Annotated in this window: 19 protein-coding genes and 1 riboswitch; of the genes, 2 read left to right on the top strand and 17 right to left on the bottom strand. The window is 37.9% G+C overall.

Features of this window, described 5'->3' with window-relative positions; genetic code table 11:
* Window positions 1–4: 4 nt before the first annotated feature.
* From NST98_RS03905 to NST98_RS03890, 4 genes are read right to left on the bottom strand one after another with little or no spacing between them, the layout of a single operon-like run.
* Window positions 5–880, bottom strand: coding sequence for a metal ABC transporter permease (locus tag NST98_RS03905; RefSeq protein WP_328219873.1), 876 nt, complete (start codon window positions 878–880; stop codon window positions 5–7).
* Complete coding sequence (locus NST98_RS03900; RefSeq protein WP_340714492.1) at window positions 877–1,794, bottom strand: metal ABC transporter permease; 918 nt, start codon at window positions 1,792–1,794, stop codon at window positions 877–879. Before NST98_RS03900 ends, NST98_RS03905 begins: the two co-directional genes overlap by 4 nt.
* Entirely contained in the window at window positions 1,772–2,527 is a 756-nt protein-coding gene (locus NST98_RS03895; protein WP_328219871.1) for a metal ABC transporter ATP-binding protein, read from the bottom strand. Before NST98_RS03895 ends, NST98_RS03900 begins: the two co-directional genes overlap by 23 nt.
* On the bottom strand, window positions 2,524–3,489 hold the full coding sequence (locus NST98_RS03890) for a metal ABC transporter solute-binding protein, Zn/Mn family (RefSeq protein ID WP_328219870.1): 966 nt from the start codon (window positions 3,487–3,489) through the stop codon (window positions 2,524–2,526). Before NST98_RS03890 ends, NST98_RS03895 begins: the two co-directional genes overlap by 4 nt.
* A gap of 591 nt (window positions 3,490–4,080) precedes the next feature.
* On the opposite strand from NST98_RS03890, the gene NST98_RS03885 reads away from it, so the two are divergent.
* Both NST98_RS03885 and NST98_RS03880 read left to right on the top strand, forming a co-directional pair.
* Entirely contained in the window at window positions 4,081–5,478 is a 1,398-nt protein-coding gene (locus NST98_RS03885) for a hypothetical protein (protein WP_340714491.1), read from the top strand.
* A 343-nt stretch (window positions 5,479–5,821) separates the two neighbouring features.
* The gene (locus NST98_RS03880) at window positions 5,822–7,093 is read left to right on the top strand and encodes an IS4 family transposase (RefSeq protein WP_208650901.1); all 1,272 of its coding nucleotides are present in this window, start codon (window positions 5,822–5,824) and stop codon (window positions 7,091–7,093) included.
* A gap of 350 nt (window positions 7,094–7,443) precedes the next feature.
* Here the strand turns inward: NST98_RS03880 and ltrA are convergent, their stop codons facing one another.
* From ltrA to NST98_RS03815, 13 genes are all read right to left on the bottom strand, one after another.
* A complete protein-coding gene (ltrA, locus tag NST98_RS03875; protein WP_340714478.1) occupies window positions 7,444–8,706 on the bottom strand; it encodes a group II intron reverse transcriptase/maturase in 1,263 nt (420 codons plus the stop codon).
* A gap of 646 nt (window positions 8,707–9,352) precedes the next feature.
* Window positions 9,353–10,633, bottom strand: a complete 1,281-nt coding sequence (locus NST98_RS03870) for an MFS transporter (protein ID WP_340714490.1) — start codon at window positions 10,631–10,633, stop codon at window positions 9,353–9,355.
* A complete protein-coding gene (locus NST98_RS03865; RefSeq protein ID WP_445684024.1) occupies window positions 10,626–11,282 on the bottom strand; it encodes a 3-oxoacid CoA-transferase subunit B in 657 nt (218 codons plus the stop codon). The genes NST98_RS03870 and NST98_RS03865 overlap by 8 nt, the downstream gene beginning before the upstream one ends.
* A complete protein-coding gene (locus tag NST98_RS03860; RefSeq protein WP_340714488.1) occupies window positions 11,260–11,949 on the bottom strand; it encodes a CoA transferase subunit A in 690 nt (229 codons plus the stop codon). Before NST98_RS03860 ends, NST98_RS03865 begins: the two co-directional genes overlap by 23 nt.
* Before the next feature lie 39 nt (window positions 11,950–11,988).
* A complete protein-coding gene (locus NST98_RS03855) occupies window positions 11,989–12,747 on the bottom strand; it encodes a 3-hydroxybutyrate dehydrogenase (protein WP_340714487.1) in 759 nt (252 codons plus the stop codon).
* A 10-nt stretch (window positions 12,748–12,757) separates the two neighbouring features.
* Window positions 12,758–13,687, bottom strand: a complete 930-nt coding sequence (locus NST98_RS03850) for a 3-hydroxyacyl-CoA dehydrogenase family protein (protein WP_340714486.1) — start codon at window positions 13,685–13,687, stop codon at window positions 12,758–12,760.
* An 18-nt stretch (window positions 13,688–13,705) separates the two neighbouring features.
* Window positions 13,706–15,013 carry a GntP family permease gene (locus NST98_RS03845; RefSeq protein ID WP_340714485.1) on the bottom strand — a complete coding sequence of 436 codons (1,308 nt, stop codon included), beginning with the start codon at window positions 15,011–15,013 and terminating at the stop codon, window positions 13,706–13,708.
* Between the two features lie 292 nt (window positions 15,014–15,305).
* Complete coding sequence (locus tag NST98_RS03840) at window positions 15,306–15,455, bottom strand: hypothetical protein (RefSeq protein ID WP_340714308.1); 150 nt, start codon at window positions 15,453–15,455, stop codon at window positions 15,306–15,308.
* Window positions 15,456–15,920: 465 nt separating this feature from the next.
* Window positions 15,921–16,859 carry a homoserine O-acetyltransferase MetA gene (gene metA / locus NST98_RS03835; protein ID WP_340714484.1) on the bottom strand — a complete coding sequence of 313 codons (939 nt, stop codon included), beginning with the start codon at window positions 16,857–16,859 and terminating at the stop codon, window positions 15,921–15,923.
* A gap of 94 nt (window positions 16,860–16,953) precedes the next feature.
* Window positions 16,954–17,061: riboswitch (SAM riboswitch) on the bottom strand.
* A gap of 64 nt (window positions 17,062–17,125) precedes the next feature.
* Entirely contained in the window at window positions 17,126–17,890 is a 765-nt protein-coding gene (locus tag NST98_RS03830; protein ID WP_340714483.1) for a hypothetical protein, read from the bottom strand.
* A gap of 2 nt (window positions 17,891–17,892) precedes the next feature.
* Entirely contained in the window at window positions 17,893–21,654 is a 3,762-nt protein-coding gene (locus NST98_RS03825) for a DEAD/DEAH box helicase (protein ID WP_340714482.1), read from the bottom strand.
* Between the two features lie 112 nt (window positions 21,655–21,766).
* Complete coding sequence (locus NST98_RS03820; protein WP_340714481.1) at window positions 21,767–22,204, bottom strand: acyl-CoA thioesterase; 438 nt, start codon at window positions 22,202–22,204, stop codon at window positions 21,767–21,769.
* A gap of 271 nt (window positions 22,205–22,475) precedes the next feature.
* Entirely contained in the window at window positions 22,476–23,054 is a 579-nt protein-coding gene (locus NST98_RS03815) for a transcriptional regulator (RefSeq protein WP_340714480.1), read from the bottom strand.
* Window positions 23,055–23,189: the final 135 nt, after the last annotated feature.

Genomic DNA, 23,189 nt, shown 5'->3' with positions numbered 1-23,189 from the left:
CTTTTCATGTTTTCAACCTAGAAGGCCGTATCCAATTTGAAAGCAATCCATGTCTAGGGGAAAAGATAAAGCTTATGAAAAAAACGACTCCTGTTGCAAGTGCCATAGACCCTGAAATGGATGTATCAATCCATACAGCAAAATAATAACCTACTATTGCTGATAGTATACCGAATATAGCACTTAGAATGATCATTTTTAAAAGAGAATCTGTCCATAGATAACTAGCAGCAGCAGGTGTAATGAGCATGGCAACGACCATAATGGCACCAACAGCATCAAAGCTAGCTACAGTTGTAATGGATACAAGTGTCATAAATAAATAGTGTAATCCAACTACTGGAATTCCAAGACTAGCTGCAAGTGCAGGATCAAACGTTGTAACTTTCCATTCTTTATAAAATAATCCAATGATTAATATAATCAGTACTAATACTATAAATAGCGTTAAGGTAGCTACAGGTATATTTCCAAGTAGAGGAATTTGGACCGTATCCCATGGGATAAAGGAAATTTCTCCCATTAAAGCATGCTGTACATCAAGATGGGCATTCCCTACTTTTGTTGCAATTAGAATTATTCCTAAAGCAAAAAGTATTGTAAATACAACGCCAATTGATGATTCGTGTTGTACCCCTTTTGAATGGAGCATTTGAACGAGGTAAGTTGTCAATATCCCACTAATTACAGCACCTATGAACATGTGTATTCCACTTAAACTATGGGACAATAAATATGCAATAACAATCCCGAGAATGACCGAATGACTTATCGCATCTGCCATCATCGCCATTTTTCTCAAAATCAAAAATACTCCTACAATGCCACAAGAAATTCCTACAAGTGAAGCAGTTAAAAGAATCCACATTGTATAAGTCATGTATTCCCCTCCTTCATTGAAAGCGAAGGGTATTGTTTTTGAATTTCTTTCTTATTATTTCGCTTAATAAGATACTCAATAATCAATCCTTTCTTTGTTCCAAATAATAGAGAGATAAAAAAGATTGAACCAGATGTAAGTACAATAAATGGTCCAGTTGGAAAGTTAACCCCTAATGCACTAATCGTTGTGCCTAATGCTCCAGAAATTCCGCCAAATACACCAGACAAGTACAACATTGTTCTAAAGGAATGGGTCCAATATCTAGCACTAACAGGCGGTATAATGAGTAAAGCTGACATCAATATGACACCAACTGCTTGAATTCCAATAACAATTGTTAAAACCAATATAAGTAAATACATTGTATTCATACTTTTGATTGAAAGTCCTAGCCCTTTCGCAAAGTTTGGATCAAATAAATACAATTTCCATTCCTTAAAGCCAATCATAATAATTAAAATCACTACGGTTGCTAAAATAGAAGTTATGAATACATCTTGGCCTATCATAGATGCTGCCTGGCCGTAAATGAAAGAATCTAAACCAGCTTGGTTTCCACTACTAGTGCGATTAACAATCGGTAGTAACACAATTCCTCCACCAAAGAATACTGCTAAAATTAACCCCATCGCAGTATCTGAGGAAATTCGGGTTGTTGATTTTATTAACATGATTAAATAGGCACCAAGAAGTGCACTTAGACTTGCGCCAATGATTAATATAAAAAAATCTTTTACTTGAAATAATAGAAAAGCAGTAACAACACCTGGCAAAGCTGCATGCGAAAGGGCATCACTTATTAAACTTTGTTTTTTCCAATAAACTAAGCTACCAATTAAACCTGAAGCAATTCCAAGAAGCAGCGTGCTTACCAATACCCACTGATAATTACTGGATAGAAGGATTGACAATACCAACACCTTCTTTCAACCAGCGAACGCTTCCTCCATAGGTTTTTTCAATATTTTTCACTGAAAATGTAGAGGTAATATCACCGTAAGCGACAACTGTTTTGTTTAAAAATAATACTTGATCAAAATAGTCTTCTACTGTTTGAAGATCATGATGTACAACTAAAACAGTTTTCCCTTTATTTTTTAATTCTTTTAAAATCGTCATAATCGCTCGTTCTGTTGCTGCATCAACTCCGGCTAACGGTTCATCCATGAAGTATAAATCCGCATCTTGAATAAGCGCTCTTGCTAAAAATACTCGTTGTTGTTGACCACCTGACAATTCACTAATTTGCCGATTGGCGTAACTTGCCATACCGACTTTATCCAATGCTTTAAGCGCTTTTTCCTTATGTCGTTTAGTTGGCCATTTTATCCACCCAATCTGTCCATACAATCCCATCAATACAACATCCAATGCATTCGTTGGAAAATCCCAGTCAACAGAACCACGTTGAGGAACATAACCAATTCTTTTTTTTACATCTCTTAATGTTGAACCAAAAAATGAAACATTACCTGTTAATTTTGGATGTAACCCAAGTAATACTTTTATTAAAGTTGATTTACCTGCACCATTAGGTCCTACAATACCCGTTAGCGATCCTTGAGGAATAGCAAAGGAAATGCCATTTAACACAAGGTTTTTTCGATAGGCAGCGCTTAGATTTTCTACATTTAGCACATTCATGATTTGCTCTCCCCTTTCAATGCCTCATAAATCATGTTCACATTGTGGCGATACATTCCGAGATAAGTTCCTTCTTCAGTTCCCGCTTCACCCATCGCATCTGAGAAAAGCTCTCCCCCAAGTTCTACTTTTAGTCCTGCTTTACTAGCTCCTTCAATAACCGCTTGTATGGATTTTGGATTAATGCTACTTTCCACAAACACAGCTGGTACTTGTTTTTCAATTAATAGTTCGACCGTTGATTGTATATCAGATAAACCAACTTCATCTTCTGTACTTAGGCCTTGTAAACCGACTACTTCAATGTCATACATACGGCCGAAATATCCAAATGCATCGTGCGCAGTTACAAGGATTCGTTGTTTTTTAGGGATGCTAGATAATTTTTCTGTTGCTTCGGCTTTCAAGTCATCCATTTGTTTGAAATAATTTTGTTTATTTTGTTCAAAGTATTCAGCATGTTTAGGTAAATACTCTTTTAAAATTTCTGTTGCACTATTTAAAGCGTCTTTCCATAAATCTAAATCAAACCAAATATGCGGATCGATGGCACCTTGTTCATCTTTAAGTAAACGATTTTCATTAATTGTTTCACCAATTGCTAATATTTTTTTGGATTTCTTTAGTTTTTCGAAAATTTCACCCATATTACCCTCTAGGTGTAGTCCGTTGTAAAACACAATATCTGCTTTTTGTAATGTTTCAATATCTCCTTGAGTTGCTTTGTATAAATGTGGGTCAACACCTGGACCCATTAGACTTTTTACTTCCACATATGACCCACCAATTTTTTCAATAGGTTCAGCAATCTGTGCAATAGTTGTTACGATTTTAATTTTTCCACTGTCCACTTCATCAGTTTTTTCTGATTGTTCATTTGTTACTTGACATCCCTCTAATAATAGAACAATACTTCCAAACACAAAGATTAGACAAAGAACGAATAATTTTAATTTATTCATCTTATTTCCTCCTTTTTCTCAGGGAATAAATGTTGCACAAAGGAAACTTTTTGGGTAAAAAAATTTAGGATGTATTTTATACATATTTTCTTTCAAGATAAAATGTTTCTTTATATGCGTGAGGGAAGATTTGATAACAAGAAATTTTACAAAACTTAATATTTTTTCTTTTACTTAGATTATTCCTTTAATTTCTTTTTTGTATAAAGGCATAATTGTTGTATTAAGGAAACTTTTGATTCAAAAAATTTTCAAGATAAATCGGACAAACTTTTCTCTTATGACAAAAAAGTTTCTTTTAGGAAAAATTATATGCAAGAAGGAAAAATTGTCAACAATAATTTTTGAAAAAATTAAAACTTTTATACAACTTTAATTAATTTAACGACAACAAAAATTGATCTAATTATAAAAAAGTCCTTTATTAAATTATGGGTTTTCAGGTACCCAATATTCCGTTCAATTATACATTTACTATTAAATGACTTCATGAATCGTTTAATGTCTAATAAAGCAATAAACACCTCAAGCACACACCCATTGGTCATTTGCCTCATATGCTAGACAAAAAAAGAATCGAGGAAGTGACTTATGGGTATTGAGTTGACGGCACTGCATTGGATTTACGTCGTGTTCATCGCACTCATCATCGGATTTATGGTGAAACGGCGGGATACAACTCTTGTTTGTGTGGTTGGAATTTTTTTACTTTCCCTTGTTTCGACTGGTGATTTAGTCGCTTCGATCAGCAAAGTGTTTTCAAGTTTCATTTACGCCATCACCGAACTGTTATCGACCATCATCATCATTTGTGTCATCGTAGCCATGAGCCGTGTTTTGTTAAAAACAGGCATTAATGAAGTGATGGTTTCCCCTTTTACCAAAATCATAAAAAATCCGGCACTCGCCTATTGGACCATCGGGATTTTAATGATGATCATTTCTTGGTTCTTCTGGCCTTCCCCTGCTGTTGCCCTCTTGGGTGCGGTGCTCTTGCCTGTTGCGATACGAGCTGGACTTCCTGCCCTTGGGGTTGCGATGGCCATGAACTTATTCGGCCATGGAATTGCCTTATCCGGCGACTTTGTCATCCAAGGCGCACCGAAATTGACGGCTGATGCGGCAGGCCTTCCTGTCAGTGAAGTGATTTCTGCGAGCGTCCCACTTGTCATCGTCATGGGGGTTGTAACGACATTTGTTGCATACTTCTTGCTTAGACGCGATATGAAACGAGGCACTCTCGAAATGGTTGGAAATTTTGATGGTGGCGAAGAGAAACAAGAAGAAGTGGAAGAAAATCTCCTATCAATTCAACAAAAGCGATTTTTCGCCATTTTGATTCCTTTTGCCTTTTTACTAAATGTCGTGGCCATGTCCATTTTTGATTTAACCGGCGGAGACGCGACTGCGTTGATCGGTGGAACGACACTGCTGATTCTGTTGCTTCTTTCCATGTTCGCCCATAAAAATGCCGGGTTGGAAAAAACGACAAGCTATTTGATACAGGGTTTCCAATTTGGTTTTAAAGTGTTTGGCCCGGTAATTCCGATTGCAGCTTTCTTCTATTTGGGAGATTCCGGCTTTTCCCAAATCATTGGGGATTATCTTCCTGAACATTCGCAAGGGATCATCAATGATTTAGGGGTGGCTCTGGCATCAGTTGTACCTTTGACAACGGAAATTGCAGCCGTAACCGTTGCGGGCGTCGGTGCCATTACGGGATTGGACGGCTCCGGATTTTCCGGCATTTCATTGGTGGGGTCCATTGCCAATCTTTTTGGAGCTGTGATTGGTGAAGGAACGGCCACCCTGACTGCATTGGGCCAAATTGCAGCGATTTATGTCGGAGGAGGAACATTGGTGCCTTGGGCATTAATTCCGGCTGCTGCCATCTGCAACGTGAGTCCGTTTGAGTTGGCAAGAAGAAACCTGGTTCCGGTTGTGATCGGGCTTGTGGTAACAACAATCGTTGCCATGTTTATTATTTAAAATGAAAGAGGCTGGGACATAACTAATAAAGTGAACGAGCTGCAAAAAGATTTTTTGTAAAAAATTGATTGGAGTGACGGGGCGAGTGCTCCTGTCGCGCACGCTTAGTCGCAAAGCAAAAGCTTTCCTGCGACGAGCCCTCTCGAGACCCCGCAGGAGCGAAGGATTGAGCTCCGAGGAGGCTCGAGCCCAATGTCATCAACTTAACGTTACATTTAATGGAAAATAATATTTAATTTAACTTTTATAAAATTAGGTAATAAGCCTCTTGTAATTTTAAAAAGGCCACCAAAATCGTTTTAGAATCCAATTTTTGGTTAATAAAACGAGGATGGTGGTTTTTTTGAAAACAAAAAGTACTTTTTTAGGGGCAATTGAGATTACTCGAAAGTTGCTGAATGATGTGATGTTTATGCTTGAATCTCGGACAAAAGAAACGTATTTTACACGAAAAGAAAAGAAGTTAAATTTTAAAAATACTATTCTATTTAGCTTAAACTTTGTTAAAAAGAGCCTCCAAATTGAACTTGACGACTTTTTCGACAAATTTAATTTATCAGAAATTAGTATTTCCAAACAAGGCTATTCAGCCGCACGAAAAAAGATTTCTCCTCTCGCTTTTGTAAAACTTACAAAAGCGATTGTGAATTGGTATTATGAAGAAAATTCCTTTAAAACTTATCGTGGATTTAGACTTTGCGCAATCGATGGAAGTGTGCTCCAAATCCCTGATACTGAGGAGCTTCGAAATTATTTTGGGTATGGAAAAAATCATAAGACAAGTTATGCAAGAGCTAGTGCCTCTTGTATTTACGATCTTGAGAATGGAATCATTATTACTTCTAGAATCAATCCATATAAGGTAGCTGAGCGAGATAGTGCAAAGGATATGATTGAAGAACTCGTACAAATTGGATTAAAAAATGATCTTTTTTTATTTGATCGAGGGTATCCATCGAGAGATTTTATTGCCTATTTAGATGCCCTTGGTATCAAATATGTGATGCGATGTCAAAAAAATACGATAAAGGAAATTGTCGAAGCGAAAGATGCTGATCAAAACATTCATATAATACATAGGAAACAAGTGATTACTGCTCGTGTAGTTAGATTCCCACTGGATTCTGGCACGGAAGAAATACTTGTCACAAATTTAACCGAGGAAGAGTTTGATATCTCTGAGTTTAAATCTCTTTATTTTAAACGCTGGGGAATTGAAACAGAATATAATGATGTGAAAAATAAAATCGAAATAGAAAATTTCACGGGTAGTTCGAAAATCGCAATTGAACAAGATTTCTATGCATCAATATATTTATCGAATATGGTCAGTTTATTGAGAAATGATGCCAATGAAACAATTAATGAGGAGAGTAAGAAAAAAAGACGAAAACATGATTATCAAGTAAACACAAATATCTTAATAGGAAAATTAAAAGATAGGATGGTTCACTTATTATTAGAAGATTGTCCAATCAAAAGAGAGAGAATGTTTACAAAAATCATGAAAGTGATTATAAGAAATAAGACACCTATTCGGTTTGGGAGAAGCTACCCACGAAGGAATGGTCTGTCCTCAACAAAGTATCCCCTAAACCAAAAAAGGTGTCTATAAACAATACATAGGATAAATATAACCTATTTGTTTATTAAATGTAAATAAATTAGGGGCTTAAAAAAATAAAAATTTAAGCCCCGGGCATCCTATTGCCTTTTTTAGCCGATTTTAGAAAATTATCAACACTTTGTAGGTTGAATAGTATTTTTAAAAGTAGACAACCAGATGGTTGCCTACTAACTGTAAATTATTGGTTGTATAAGTTTCTGACATTGGGCTCGAGCCGGGCCTGCGGAAAGCGTCCCCGGAAAGGAAATCAATTTTCTTCAATTAATCGAGTAGGAGGGAGCGATTAACTCCCGTCCTCTCACACCACCGTACGTACGGTTCCGTATACGGCGGTTCAATTAAGATAATTGACGCAAGTTTTCATAACGAGCTTCAAGACTTTTCAGCCCTTGGTTTCTCCAATAGGAGTTACCAAGGGTTCTGTGTAATATTGGACTTTTTGAAATACGCCAATAACTCTTCCGAGTATTTCCCCATTCATACGCTTGCCATTGTGGTACGCCAAGTTGAATAAGGTTGCGTATCTTTGTTTTCGGTTTCTTCCAGTTCTTCCATAGACACATTCGAAGTCTTCTACGAATCCATTTATCTAATTCAGGGAATATAGATTTGGTGTCTGCTAACGCAAAATATCCACACCATCCCATTAGATATTGATTCAGTTTCTGAATGCGGTATTCCATCGGGTAGGGCATCTTGCGTGATGTGATTTCACGAACTTTATTCTTCATTCGTTTAAGGCTTTCTTTTGCGATACGAACCTTTGGCTCTTTATGATAGGTAAAGCTAAATCCTAGAAACTTACGTTTCCATGGACGGTCGACCGCTGATTTCTTTTCATTTACTTTCAGTCGTAGTTTTCCTTCAATAAATCGCTGGATACTTGCCATTGTGCGAAGTCCTGCTCGTTTACTTTTCACGTAAATGTTACAGTCATCCGCATATCGAACGAATTTGTGTCCTCTTCTTTCCAATTCTTTATCTAGTTCATCTAGTACAATGTTAGATAGTAGCGGACTTAATGGTCCTCCTTGTGGAGTTCCTTCTAATGTGCTTGACACCACACCATTAATCATGACGCCCGATTGTAAATACTTACGAATCAATTTCAGTAATGGTTTATCTTGGATTCTCTTCGCGAGTGTACCCATTAATCTGTCATGGTTGACCTTATCAAAGAATTTCTCCAAGTCCATATCTACAACCCATCGATATCCATCTCTTATATATTCTTTCGCTTTTCTCATCGCATCATGAGCACTTCGGTTTGGTCGAAATCCGTAGCTGTTTTCAGAGAATGTAGGGTCATACACTTTTGAAAGTACTTGGGCGATTGCTTGTTGAATCAAACGGTCTGTTACGGTAGGGATTCCTAGTAAACGAACACCGCCATCAGGTTTCGGGATTTCGACTCTGCGGACTGGCATCGGTTCATAAGTTCCCTTGAGAATTGCTTCTTTAATCGATAGCCAGTTTTCAACTATGTGCTGTCGTAGATTTTGTACGGGCATCATATCTACTCCGTGGCTTCCTTTATTCTGTTCTACACGTTTTAGTGCTTGAAGCATATTCTCCCGTGACAGGATTTGATTCAAAAGCATCGTTATTCTCCTTCCGTGAATAGCTTATCTTCTTATGCCAGTGGTCACTCCACCCTCCAAGAGGTCCCCCACGGGATTCACCGCTTCCTCCCTCAAGTGAGGTACTACGTTTTCTGTGTTCATCATGACTCACTGAATGCCAAGGGCTATTCTCTCTTAATTGTTCGGTCCTTCTCAGTTGTTCTAGACCAACTAATACTATGACCTCTGCTGACTTCTGACGGTTCAGCTACTTATCACTAAGTAGGTTATGAAGTGTACTTCACGTATCCATCAGACCTCCCTGGGTAAGAATGTAATCTTTCCTTCCATCTATCTGCTTCATTTACTCTGTATCACCTTCGGCAGAAAGGACTTTGTTTTGTTGAGCAAACTCATCCAATGATACCTAGCCTTGTATGAAGTTCGTGTTCCTCAGACCGGAAGTTTGCCGCTCGCTTCCTTCAGATTCCGCGTCACCACAGACACCCTTGCGTTAAGCTAACCGTTACTTCTGCCTTCACGGCTCGGGACTTGCACCCTATAGATTACATCCATGCCAGGCGCACTCAAAAAAACACCATTTTCTCCCGGTAGAAAATGGTGTTTTTTATCTTTTGTCCCAGCCTCTTTTTATAATTTTCAGAAAAATTCATACCCATTAAACTCATGAACTTCCTTCACCGGATACCACTCTACGTTTCGTTGTAAGCAAAATAACCATTCCGACGGCAATAAGGATCGCCAAGAAAAACATGCCGGAAGATAATGTAAACATTCCTAAAATCGTTGGCCCGACAAAGCCACCCAATGCCGCAAATGAATTGACCAATGCAATACCGACCGGCGCCGTTGATTCGGTAAAGAAGAAAGTCATGTATGCAAAAAAACATCCGGTAAATCCATATAATCCGATTGAAGTCAGCATCAACATCAATACCATTGCCGTCAATGAATCGGCAACGGCACAACCGATAAAACCGATCATTGCAACAATCAACGAAATGAATAGGTGCTCCTTATGTTTGCCAATACGATCTGCGCTCCAGCCTACAAAAAGCATGGAAGGAATGGCCACCACATAAGGCAGCATGGCAAGCCAACCAATCTCCAAATTTGTCGTAGCTTCGGACAATGATTTGATGATGCTCGGTATCCAAAAGGATAGTCCATAGACACCGGTATAAGCCACAAAATAGAAAGCCGATAATTTCCATACCGTTGCATCTTTTAACATCTCTTTTTTCGAAACTTTATTCACTTTGCTGCTGGCGATCCGTTCCTTTTCCAATTCACCTTCAATCCAGTTTTTCTCTTCTTCTGTAAGCCACTTTGCATCACGGGGACGATTAATTAAATAAAACAGTACCACAACCCCAAGTATAACTGCAGGAATGCCTTCCAAAATAAACATCCAGCGCCATCCGGCAAGCCCTGCCCATGCAATGTTATCCATTATCCAAGTGGAAATTGGTGCCCCTATTAAACCTCCGATCGGCAAAGCCATAATTAAGACTGCTGTTGCAATGGAACGTTCATTTTCTTTGAACCAATAGGTCAAATAGAGAATGATCCCTGGAAAAAATCCTGCTTCTGCAACACCCAATAAAAATCGAAGGATATATAAATGTGCGTCACTTTGTGCAAATCCTGTCAAAACCACAACAATTCCCCAAGTGATCATAATGCGGGCAATCCAAATTCTTGCCCCGACTTTGTGCAAAATCATATTGCTCGGGATTTCAAAGAAGAAGTATCCGATAAAGAAAATGCCGGATAATAAACCAAATACTTCAGCGGTCAAAGCCAAGTCTGCATTCATTTGAAGGGCGGCATATCCCATATTCACCCGATCAAGATAAGCGACAATATATAAAAGCAGGACAAACGGCAAAATGCGAACCATCCGTTTTCGTGTTGCAGATTGTATCACAGCAGGATCAGTCATTTTTTCCCCTCCATTTTAATGTGATGCCGATGCGCTTGCTCAACTCTTCCAGGGATAAATCTCCCATCAGCTCTGTGACACCCACTTCTCCATCTTCAAATGTAAAAATCGCATAATCGGTTACGAGCATATCAATTGTTCGGATTCCGCTGATGGGATAAGTCAGTTCTTTCACGATTTTTGGCGAGCCGTCTTTAGTGAATAATGTTGCCGCACCAATCACTTTTTTCGCACCCGTCACCAAATCCATGGCTCCGCCAACACCTAGAATCGGTTTGTTTGGAACTGCCCAATTCGCCACTTGTCCCAATGTATTCACTTGCAAAATCCCCAAAACCGCCACATCAATGTGGCCGCCTCGGATCATGGCAAAGGAGTCTGCACTGTTAAAGAAGGAGGCGCCTTTTGTAATCGTCACCGGTTCTTTTCCGGCATTGATCAATTCCGCATCCAGTTCTTCTTCTGTCGGCGGCGGACCGATTCCCAGCAATCCGTTTTCCGATTGAAAATATAAATCTTTCCCTTCCGCAAATGAAGCCACCAATGTGGGAATGCCGATGCCCAAATTGATTACTTGGCCATCTTCCAGTTCCTCGGCGATCCTTTTGGCGATTTTCAAACGTACATCAGCTTCTGACAAATCGATCACCTACTTTTTTATATTCCGTTCGGATAATGTAATCAACGTAAACATGCGGGGTGATGACATGTTCCGGATCAATTTCGCCCACTTCGACGATTTCATCGACTTCCGCAATCACGATATCCGCAGCTGTCGCCATTATCGGATTAAAATTTCTTGCCGTGGCATGATAGGTCAAATTCCCCAACCGATCCGCCGTTTTCGCACGAATGATTGCCACATCCCCTTTGATCGCCTTCTCAAATATATACCGTTCTCCATCAATGATCCGTTCTTCTTTCCCTTTTGCCAGTTCCGTTCCAACAGCCGTTTTTGTATAAAATCCGCCAATTCCTGCCCCGCCGCACCGAATGGCTTCTGCCAGAGTCCCCTGCGGCAGCAAATCAATCTCCAGTTCGCCTTTTGACCAGGCAATCACCGCTTCTTTGTTGATGGTAAAGAAAGATCCGGTCGCTTTATCAATCTTTCCCCGGATAAAAAGCTGATGCAATCCCATTCCATAATCTCCTAGATTGTTGCTGACCACATGCAAATGTTTCACATCCGTTTCGCATATGACGTCAATGATTGTCAACGGCGACCCTACGATTCCAAATCCGCCTACCAAAATGGTCTGACCGTCTTTGAAAATCGAAGAAAGTTCGGAAGGATGATCAACGACTTTTTGTTTCATCGGATTCCCCTTTCTTTTAAGTGGAATATAATGAGTGATTTACATTCCCCCTGCAACTTTGACATGCTCCATTGTGATGGCTGATGCTTCATCAGAGGCCAAAAAGAATACGGTATTGGCAATCTCCGTAGCTTCAATGAACCGGTTCATCGCCTGGCGCGGATACATAATTCGGACGAGCGCTTCCTGTTCTGTCAACCCTTCGCTTTCATATAAATCTTTCAATTGTTTTTCCAACAACGGCGTTTTTACTGGCCCAGGCAAAACCGAGTTCACGGTAATCCCATAAGGGGCGCCTTCCAACGCTGCTACACTGGTGATCCCTATTACACCATGTTTTGCGGCTACATAGGCCACTTTTTCCGGAGTAGCCATTTTTCCATGAACGGAAGAAATATTGATGATTCGGCCATATCTTTGTTTCTTCATTTGAGGAAAAACATGTTTTGTCATCAAGAAAACGCCGGTCAACATGACATCAATCAACTGCTGCCATTTTTCCAGTGGGAACTCTTCAATTTTCGCCCGATATTGCAGACCCGCATTGTTCACCAGCACATCGATTCTGTCATGTTCCCTGATAATTTTTGAAATCACCGCATGCACTTCTTTTTCATTACTCACATCCAAACGGTGGCCATAAGCGTTTTCCCCCAATTGTTGAACGGCCTGATCCACCTTTTCTTGATCCAAATCCAATAAGTAAACAATATCGCCGTTTTCAATAAACTTTTTCGTAATCGCCGTGCCGATTCCACCGATTGCTCCAGTGACTAAAACTACTCTTTTACTGGACATTGACATCACCTCAGTAACGTGTATGGATTAAATGTTTTAAAAGTTCGGAATCCCTTTGCAATACGTATTCATCAAATCCCTTTCCAGGATATTCAAAGAAACCTTTCCCGTTTTTTACACCTAAATGATTATTCTCAACCAAAGTACTTATGGATGAATATTCCCTTTCACTTGATTCGATTTCTTTCTGAAGATTTTTCAGCACAATCAACCAGACATCCAATCCGCCAAAGTCGATGATTTTCAGCAAACCGCTTGCTGAAAAGCGGAAACCGGGACCATCATATAAAGTTTTTTCGAGATCTTCTTTTGAAACGATACCATTTTCCAATAGCGCTAATGCTTCTCTCGCCAATGCCACTTGAATTCTATTGGCGACCAGCCCGGGAATTTCTTTGTGAACGATGATCGGGGATTTATCAATGGATTCAAAAAATGCTTTCACTTTTTCCAATACTTCAGGGGAAGTTTCTTCTAAAGCAAGCAATTCAACCAGTGGAATGATTTGCGCGGGATTAAAGAAATGGGTCAGCAGCAGTTGTTTTCGATGTTTTGTTACATGGAGGGCAATATCTGAGAGTTTTAAACTGGAAGTGTTTGAAGTTAATATGGCATCCGGTTTTGCAATTTCGTCCAATGTTTTAAAAATTTCCTGTTTTATTTCAAGGTTCTCTGTAGCACTTTCTATGATTAAATCCGCATCCTTTAAGTCTTCAAGGCTTGTTGAATAGTTGATAAATGCCTTTGATTCCTTTTCAGAAAATTTCAAAGGATATCCGCTTTCCTTAAAAAGTTGAAAATAAGTATTGAATTTATCCTTGGCTGTCGCAATTGCCTCTTCGGATACATCGACAACATGAGTTTGGATCCCTTTGATGGCAAAGTAAAAGGAAATACCAAACCCCATTGTTCCAGCGCCGATTACTCCAATCTTTTTCATCGTAAACCTCCTTTTAGATTAATAGAACAAAATTGCAACAATTAATCCAGGTACCGCGGCAACCAATGGTGCTATGACTGAAGTTGCAAAAATATGTTTGTAAGCATCCTTATGTGTCAATCCTGCAACGACCAACGTGGTAATGACTGCACCATTATGAGGAAGAGCATCCAAACCGCCGGATGCAATAGCTGCGATGCGGTGGAATGCCTCAGGGCTGACACCAAGGCTTAAATAGAGATCTGTCAGCGTTTCCATCGCAATAGCCAGTCCACCCGAACTGGATCCTGTAATACCTGCCAACAAGTTGGTTGCGACAAAGAGTGAAATCAAAGGGTTGCCAGGAATATTCGTGACGATATCCTGAAAGACTGCAAATCCGGAAGTGGCCGCAATGACTGAACCGTATCCGACATCTGCAGAAGTATTGATGATCGGCAAAACAGCATTTGTCGCGCCAATATTGATTGTTTCTTTTTTCAGGGATATATATTTATGGAAAAGGACCGCACTAACAATCACTGTAATCATTAAGGTATATATAATTTCTAATTTTACGAGGTTTAATAAAACCAGCAATAGAACGGGAGGAATCAGACTAAGGATAATATTCGGGAGTTTTTTATGGGCATATTTATCCTCAACTTCGTCTTCCTTGCTTTCTAAATTTTTCATATTAAAGTATGTTTCGCCCCGTTTTTCAGAACGTTTCAACGCGAAATGGATATACCAAATATTGATGATGATAACAAAGATAGCGCTTACAATTCCGATCCAGGCACCTGCAGTAACGGTTGTCCCCAAATAGGCGGTCGGGATGATATTTTGAATGGCGGGAGTTCCCGGAAGCATCGTCATTGTAAAAGTCGCCATCCCCGGCATAAACGCCGCAATAAATAAGTGCCATGGGATATTCATTTCTTTGAAAATCGGTTTGGCGATTGGCAGAATGGCAAAAATCACAACAAATAAACTTACGCCGCCATATGTCAACAGCGCACAAACAAACATGATTGTGACCAAAACTCTTAATTTGCTCTTTTTACCCGATATTTTCAACAGATATTGAGCTATCGTTCGGGCAGCTCCGGATTCTTCCATAAATTTGCCAAACATCGCTGCAAATAGGAAAATTAAGAAATAATTCTTCACATAATTTGTAAATCCGTTCATATAGTCATTTTGGAAGGTATCGATGATCGGCATATTGTTCAATATCATGACAAATAAGCTGACGACCGGAGCTATGATGATGATGGTGAACCCTCGCATTGCCAGAATCATGAGTAATATTAAAGATAGAATGATGGTGATCAAACTCCACATCGAAACTTCTCTCTCCTTTTTAGGAATTTATAGTCCGATTACATTTTTCTAACATTCCGCCTCCTTGCTTCTCATTTTAATTTACATTAAATGGGATTTTTTATTGATAGTTGGTTTTGCCCTGATAGGTATGTGTATAACATCTTATTAACAATTTGTGAAACTTATTCGAAATTTTAAGAAACAGTATCATATCGTTTTCCAATGATCGGATCAATAATAATCGAGTAGGAGGGAGCGATTAACTCCCGTCCTCTCACACCACCGTACGTACGGTTCCGTATACGGCGGTTCAATTAAGATAATTGACGCAAGTCTTTATATAACTTCCGTGAATAGCTGTTCTCTTTATGCCAGTGGTCACTCCACCCTCCAAGAGGACCCCCACGGGATTCACCGCTTCCTCCCTCAAGTGAGGTACTACGTTTTCTGTGTTCATCATGACTCACTGAATGCCAAGGGCTATTCTCTCTTAATTGTTCGGTCCTTCTTAGTTGTTCTAGACCAACTAATACTATGACCTCTGCTGACTTCTGACGGTTCAGCTACTTATCACTAAGTAGGTTATGAAGCGTACTTCACCTATCCGCCAGACCTCCCCGGGTAAGTACATGCACTTTCACACCATCTATCCGCCTCATTTACTCGATATGACCTTCGACAGAAAGAGCTTTGTTTTGTTTTGCAAACTCACTCAATCATACCTAGCCTTATATGAGGTTCGTGTTCCTCGGACCGGTGTTTTGCCTCCAGCTTCCTTCAGATTCCGCGTCACCACGGACACCCTTGCTCTTGGCTAACCTCTACTTCTGTCTTCGGGGTTCGGGACTTACACCCTATAGTTCATGTACATGCCGGGCGCACAAAAACTGCAGGAATCCTTTTATTTCGAATTCCTGCAGTTATTTTAAATATGATACTCGATTGAATCGTCCACATAATGCCAATCGTAAGGCGTTTCTTGGTAAACGTAGTAGTTCAGCCAGTTGTAGAACAATAAGTGGGCATGGGCGCGCCAAGTATTTTTTGGCTGCTTTGTTGGATCATTATTAGGGAAATAATTTGCCGGTATGTCTATAGGTAAACCTTTCTTTACGTCACGCTCGTATTCTTCCGCAAGCGTTGTTGCGTCATATTCCAAGTGGCCAGTGATCATAATGTGTTTGTTGTCTTTGGATTGGATGATAAAAGGTCCGACCTCTTCCGAATAGCTCAACAATTGCAAATCAGGATGCTGTTCTATTTCTTCGATGGAAACGGAAGTGTAACGGGAATGCGGTGCCACAAATTCATCGTTGAACCCTCGAACCAAATCATTCGTCAAATCCGTAATGGTATGCGCAAATATACCGGAACATTTTTTCGGCAACTCGAATTTTCCGATTCCGAAGTGGTAATATAGAGCGGCTTGTGCAGCCCAACAGATATAAATGATTGAAGTCACATTCTCTTTCGCCCAGTCCAAAATTTCAGTCAACTCTTTCCAATAATGGACTTCTTCAAATTCCATCCGTTCAACCGGCGCCCCGGTGATGACCATTCCGTCAAAGCGGCGGTGCTTGATTTTATCAAAAGTTTTATAGAATGTTTCCAAATGGCTTTTGGATACATTTTTAGGTTCATACGTGGCTGTATTTAAAAACGTTACATTGGTTTGCAGCGGCGTGTTCCCGAGCAATCGCAGCAACTGTAATTCCGCTTTTTCTTTTTCAGGCATCAAATTCAACACCAAAATGTTCAATGGACGTATGTCCTGTGATAATGCGCGGTCCTCTTCCATGACGAAAATCTTTTCGTTTCTCAATATTTCTCCAGCAGGTAAATTTTTCGGAATATTAATAGGCATTCCTCTTGTCCCCCATTCTAAAATATCTTAATAAAAAAACCCTGCTCATTCCAGAAAAGAGAATGAGAGGGTACAAAATTTCCTTGCACGCACTCTCTTATCTCCCAAGGCTGAGCCTTGCTGGAATTAGCACCTTTCTAACATCCGTTAGAGGTTGCTGAAGTTTCATTGGGCCAAGTCCCTCCACTTCTCTTGATAAGAAAGTTTTGAATCCTTATAAAATTAAGATAATCCTAACACATTTAATAGGGATTTGCAATATTAGGTTATTTTATTTTACTCTGCATTTTTGTTAGCCATTCCGAGCTCTCTTTCTCATTCAATTCTTGTTCTAATTGTTGATCCCAACTATTAAATAATGTATTCCATACGCGGATAAATAATTCCTTGTTTTCAGCGTTCCAAATAATGAATTCGATACAAGGGACATCATTTACTTGAGTATTTTCCATTGATAGTATGGATTTGATTTCTTGATGATCTTCTTCCAGTTCCGTCGCTTGCATGTTTTGTATTGCTTTCATCATAAAAGGTGCACTTACTGGCCCCTCTTCATTACGTATATAACGATAGATTTGTTCCGGAAAATCATCAAAGTCTAATACTTCCTCAATATCGCCTTCTACGATTTGATGATGTACAGGGCTATATAGTAGCTCTATTACTACGGGTTCTAATTCCTCTTCAAATACTCCTAGAGAAAATTGTTTCATTCCTTTTTCGGTAAGTTGATAATAGTTATTTTCCCGTATCAACAACCCATTTTTTTGCATTTTCCGTAATAAATCTTCTATAAATAGTGGCTCTACCAGTAAAATTTCACTGAGCTGTTCAGCCCTTTCGAAAGTTGATTTTTGGCAAGAGAAAAGTAAGATTTTCATTAATATATCCATCGTCCTCTTTCGAACTGGCTGATAAGTGATTTCATACGTATGCATCGGAATACACCAAATATCGGTATGAATGATTAAACCAGATTTTTCTTTTTCAAGCTTTTTTATTAATTGTTGCTGTATTTGATGGAGTTCCATGTTTATGTTAAGAACGTCTCCTTTGTTATTTTTCGAATACCTTGTTGTTTTTCCACTACTTCATATAGATATTGATACATTTCTTTAGTGTTCTTTGCTTTTGGTCGATTCATGAACATTTCTGAGCTGCCAATAATCATCAGTAATTCTCTTGCTCTCGATAATGCAACGTTTAACCGGCGGTAATCTTTTGCAAAACCGATTTCTCCATGTGGATTGTTTCGAACCATACTTAGTAGTATAACGTCCATTTCCATACCCTGGAATTTATCGACAGAGCCTGTCCGAATATGTAAATGGGACAAATTCAACTCTTCTATTAACAAATTAACTCGATTTACTTGCTCTCGATAGAAACTAATCACACCAACGGATTTTAAAGCATCATTTTCAAGTAAGCCTTGTTCTTTTGATTTTGCAGTTGCTTCGTTTAAATCGATTAATAGTTTCCGTATTGTTTCTAGTTCGGAAGAGTTAAATAAACTAGCGCCTTCCTTCATTCTTTCTTCAAAGTAATGTGGCTCGTTTGGTAGATCGAACCATAATAAATGTTCATGGCGTTTTACATAATTTCCATTTAATTTATGATCTCTTGCTTCATCAGAATTATCTAAACCACAATGTAAGGACTCGTTGCCGGTCCTATAAAATGGAGTGATGGTTTGCATAATCTTTTCATGCATTCTGTATTGAATTCCTAGCATTTTCTTATTTGTGCTAGGTAAATTTTTATATAGGCGTTCAAATAATGATTCTTCCAAAAGCTTCTCGAGTTCCCTTTTTTCTTCAAAAGTGTCGCTTTCTTTCATAACTACTTCCAATGTTTCTTCAAATGTATCGTCACCGATTAATGGTGGCAACTGATGGTGGTCGCCGACAAGAATAATTTTTTTCCCTTTTAACATTGGAAGTAATAATTCAGGCGGTGTTGCTTTTGATACTTCATCAATAATGACGACATCAAAAATAGGATAATTGTCCATAAAATCTTTATTTGCGGAAGCAACACAAGTTGTACCAATCACATTTGCATGTTTCACATATAGTTTTCGGATTTCATCTAAATCGTGTTCAGTAGAATTATTTAGTAATGAAAACCATTCTTTTTGAATTTCCTTTGTGATTGGCAACAGTTCAATTTGTTGATGTAATTTTTCAATTTTTAATTGGAAATCCTTAATTTTTTCTTTCGTTTGTTCCAGTTCGAACTCAGGATTTTGTTTTATGAGTTGTTGCAACTGTTCAGCTTTTTTCTCTAAAACAATGCCTTGTCGATGTAATTCTTTTAATTCTTTATGTATGGTCGATAATAATTCTCCACCATTGGAAAGTTCTTTTTCAATTGTGGCAATCTCTTGATTGATTTGAGCTTTTTCATGTTCATATGTTTGATAATTGGCTTGTTGTTCAGTTAGTGAAGAAATCTTTTCATTTAATGCGTCGATGATAACTTGTAACTCGTCAATAGATGGTATGAAATCTGTGTTTTCTATTTGGAAATTCTTTAGTTCTTGATGATATTGTTGAATCAATTGTTGCAGTTGCATCTCTTTTTGGCTTAACGATTGAATATGTTGTTCGCTAAGCCCTAATTGTAGTGAATATTGTTCCGCAACTTCCATTTTTAATTTTTCAAAAACGGTTTTCGATTCTTCTGCTAATCCTTTGAATTGCAATAATAGCTCATTGACATAAAGCCTTCTGATATATAGGCCGCGTATAGAAGGAATTCCATTTTGGCGATTGATTTTTTGTTGTTTAAAAGCAAGCGCTAATTTATCTAGAAACTCATTCACTTCATGTAAAGAATATTGATGATTTGGCGGCAGCTGAACGGGCTCTATTTGAATTTTTAATGTTTTTTCATTGTATTCAATGGCTTTTTCAATCCGTTCAGAAATTTGCTTCGCGGGTTTTAATTTCAATATTTGTTGATAAATTTTGTCCATATCAAGCAGCAACTGATTAATGACAAACCCTCTTTTGATTCCATGAGTTTCAATAAATCCTTCTACTTCTTCTAATTTTTTATAAGATTGCAATTGGTTAAACGTATCGCTGAATTCCTCTTGTTTTCTTTTCAATATTGTGATTTCATCTACTACTCGTTGCCATTCAGCTTGTGCTTCATTCAATTTTTGTTCCACATGAACATAGTTGATTAAGTTTTCACTTTCTCGAATGTGTTTTTGTGCGTCTTTAATTTCTTGCTGAATTTGATTAAGACCTTTGCTTGCTATCGTTTCTTCGATTTCTCTGAGCTTTTCTGTCCGTTCGTTTAAAGAGTTTTGCAATGTTTCGATTGATTTTTCGGTTTTATCTTTTTCTTTATGCTTAGAGATAATTTGTTTCTTTAGCTCAGCAATCGACTCAAATATACCTTTTAATTCTTTCTCGGCTTCCTTTTTTCGCAAAATATCACGTTCAAGTTGAGCTACTTTTTCTGTTAGCTGTTCAATTTGCGTTTTGTAATCCTCTATTTCTTTTTGTAATAATTCTTCTTTATGCTCATGTTGGTTAATTTCCTTCGAAATGGCATCAAAGGTTTGTGTTTTCCAATATTCTGCAACATTTTCCTCAATAAATTTTTTGCCTTCTTCTTCAATGCTTTCTGTACGACCGTACCGTAAAATACGAATATCTTTATTTGCTAGTAGTCTTCCAAGGGCATTATCAACAGCTAAATTTGATTGGGAGGCAATAAGCGTTCTTAGCCCCATTTTGACGTTTTGATAACAAATTTCAGAAATAACGGTCGTCTTACCGGTGCCGGGCGGGCCTTGAATGACAAATAAATCTTCGGCTTCTAGTGCACCCCTTACCGCTTCTCTTTGATATTTGTTTAAATTGTTATGGAATTCAATTTCAAGATGGTTATTGCGTTTTGCTACGTTTGGAACATCTTCAAATAAAAAGTTTTCTAGATTAGGATTTGCGGCAAGTCCTTCTTTTAGTCGATCAAAGCCTTTTAAAAGACGATTTAACTGAGATTTTGTCGAGGCATTGCTAAAGGTGATGGAATCCGTATGAAAATCAAAAACATTTTCTTTTGCTAATTTACTTATTTGAGGAGCTAATTCAATATCGATGGTTTGATGTTGAATATTCGTTTTGACAATTTCCCCAATTTCATTTTTTATGCCATGAACATAAGCGTTCATCCCTTTTAACGATTTCCATTCTTTATCACGAATACCACGTACCTTTAATGAAACCGTTGAAAAGTCTGAACTGTAAGAAATGGATTGGATATTTGCCTCGATGTCATCGATGTTGGCATTTTTATATAAAACTTTTAAATAACCTTCCCAGCTTGAAATCCGTTTATTTACATAGTCGTATTTTTCTTGTGCTACAGGTAATTGAGCGATGGTTTTTATAAAGTGCTCTGAGTAAGAATGGCCATTGATTCTAGAAGGGACGAAATGGATTCGCATGCCCTTTCGTCTGTTTGTATCAACGGGTGTATGTTTACCCTTTGTTCGGAAACTTTTCGCTATAAGGCCATTTTTTATATCAAATACACAGTCTAAAATCACGACGCGTTCGTTCATTTTTTTCGATAATTTTTCATTTCGACGATTGTCAAAATAAATCGTAAGGGATAGGGATGTTTCTTCTATCGATTGTTTTTCTAAAAAAACAAAAAATGATGATTGTAAACTAAAAAAGGCATGTTCATCGGTAAAATGTTTCTTAATCGCTTCTCGAGCTGTGTTTGTTAAGACGATAAAACATTTTGTTAATTCTAAAGTTTGCACCATGAACATCCCTCCTTTTTACTCACAATCGTCATTATATCAAAAATGATTCATCCAATATAGAATTATCGTTAAAAAGGAAAATGACTAGCCATAAAACTAGTCATTCATTTTATTAAGAAGTTTTTTCTTTTTTTGTTCGAGCTATTTCGTTATATTTTGAATCCCATTCAGGATCAACTTTTCGAAGTGGAACAGGTTTGAAATTGTCTTTTTTTACTAAGATATTTACAGTCGTGCCACTTGCGGCAACAGAACCATCTTCGTGTAAAATTTCATAACCATATGTAGTCCTCAATTTGTCATGTTGTTCTACCCATGTACGTACTTTAGCAATTTGTCCATATCTCATTGATTTTTTATATTGGATGGATAAATCGATGACAGGCGAAACATAACCCATTTCTTCTAATTTTACATAGTTAAACCCTAAATCATGAATGAGTTGGGTTCTGCCCATTTCCATCCAAATAAGGTAGTTTGCGTGGTAGACAACCCCCATTTGATCGGTGTCCGCATAGCGGATTTCTACTTCTTTTTCGCTGACAAACATTTGTATCACCTCTAAAACAGTATACCTCAATGAAATAATCGTGCAAATGAGAGATGCAAGATATATCATTTTTTTCCATCTATATTTGAGGAGTTTATTGGGAATAATACTTATACTTATACGAATTGCCTACTCTACAAAAATTGGATAGTGAGATACGATGAATATAAAGATTCTAATGCGATATATTGGCAGCCTCTGGATAATTAAATATTATATTAAAATGAAAAAACTGATGTGAATGGACTATATCATTCCATCAGTTTTTGTGTTAAAAACCAATTAATGTACTGATCGTTTTGAGATCATTGAGAATATTTTCTTTATTGTTTTTGACATTTGTATACCAAGATTCAATGATTTCCATCGCTTTATCTTCAATTTGTTGATTTTTCTTAATTAAAGAAACAATCGTATCAATGAATTTAGTTCGCTCTTCATAAAACTTCGTACGCATTTCGAAATCTCTATTCACTTCCACCTGAAATACTTTACCAAGGCGGATGATTCCTAAATTTACATGTTGTTCAGCATAAAGGCTTGACCCAACATAAGCCAACTTTTCTTGAAATGAGACAGGTTCATCTTTAAAATAACTTGCCATTAAACTCTCTACTTCATTAGTTACAGATTTTAACTTATTAACTTGGGTTGGAGCGAGTTCTTTTGCTTGTTCAAAAATAGGTAACATTGCAAGGGTATTATCAAATAATTCCTTCACCTTTTGAATTCGTTCTGAATCATGAGGAAGGTTTAATTGATGGTGAATATTTTCAAATACATATAATCGTTGAAGATATCCTGTTAGTAAAACAATTCCGTTATACACTTTTCTAGCATCCATTGTCATATGAATCCCACTTTCATTTCAAATCTCTTTTTGAACATAACATAAAACAAATGAAAACAAAATAGTTGATTTTTATGAAAATTAATAAAATACGGATTTTTAGTTGTCGCCATGAAATTGAAAGGGCCTGTCCAA

This window comes from Ureibacillus sp. FSL W8-0352 (assembly GCF_038004345.1).
GTDB classification, from domain to species: domain Bacteria; phylum Bacillota; class Bacilli; order Bacillales_A; family Planococcaceae; genus Ureibacillus; species Ureibacillus thermosphaericus.
The sequence above is the reverse complement of the archived record's forward strand: the minus strand, read 5'-3'. Positions and strand labels throughout refer to the sequence as shown.

Bases quoted from the DNA above. Each gene is read 5' to 3' on its own strand.
- NST98_RS03815 (WP_340714480.1), bottom strand. From the start codon at position 23,054: ATGACAATGGATGCTAGAAAAGTGTATAACGGAATTGTTTTACTAACA.
- NST98_RS03895 (WP_328219871.1), bottom strand. From the start codon at position 2,527: ATGAATGTGCTAAATGTAGAAAATCTAAGCGCTGCCTATCGAAAAAAC.
- NST98_RS03850 (WP_340714486.1), bottom strand. From the start codon at position 13,687: ATGAAAAAGATTGGAGTAATCGGCGCTGGAACAATGGGGTTTGGTATT.
- NST98_RS03905 (WP_328219873.1), bottom strand. From the start codon at position 880: ATGACTTATACAATGTGGATTCTTTTAACTGCTTCACTTGTAGGAATT.
- ltrA (WP_340714478.1), bottom strand. From the start codon at position 8,706: ATGCTTTTGAATCAAATCCTGTCACGGGAGAATATGCTTCAAGCACTA.
- metA (WP_340714484.1), bottom strand. From the start codon at position 16,859: ATGCCTATTAATATTCCGAAAAATTTACCTGCTGGAGAAATATTGAGA.
- NST98_RS03830 (WP_340714483.1), bottom strand. From the start codon at position 17,890: ATGGAACTCCATCAAATACAGCAACAATTAATAAAAAAGCTTGAAAAA.
- NST98_RS03870 (WP_340714490.1), bottom strand. From the start codon at position 10,633: ATGACTGATCCTGCTGTGATACAATCTGCAACACGAAAACGGATGGTT.
- NST98_RS03855 (WP_340714487.1), bottom strand. From the start codon at position 12,747: ATGTCCAGTAAAAGAGTAGTTTTAGTCACTGGAGCAATCGGTGGAATC.
- NST98_RS03885 (WP_340714491.1), top strand. From the start codon at position 4,081: ATGGGTATTGAGTTGACGGCACTGCATTGGATTTACGTCGTGTTCATC.
- NST98_RS03825 (WP_340714482.1), bottom strand. From the start codon at position 21,654: ATGGTGCAAACTTTAGAATTAACAAAATGTTTTATCGTCTTAACAAAC.
- NST98_RS03820 (WP_340714481.1), bottom strand. From the start codon at position 22,204: ATGTTTGTCAGCGAAAAAGAAGTAGAAATCCGCTATGCGGACACCGAT.
- NST98_RS03840 (WP_340714308.1), bottom strand. From the start codon at position 15,455: ATGATGAACACAGAAAACGTAGTACCTCACTTGAGGGAGGAAGCGGTG.
- NST98_RS03890 (WP_328219870.1), bottom strand. From the start codon at position 3,489: ATGAATAAATTAAAATTATTCGTTCTTTGTCTAATCTTTGTGTTTGGA.
- NST98_RS03845 (WP_340714485.1), bottom strand. From the start codon at position 15,013: ATGTGGAGTTTGATCACCATCATTCTATCTTTAATATTACTCATGATT.
- NST98_RS03860 (WP_340714488.1), bottom strand. From the start codon at position 11,949: ATGAAACAAAAAGTCGTTGATCATCCTTCCGAACTTTCTTCGATTTTC.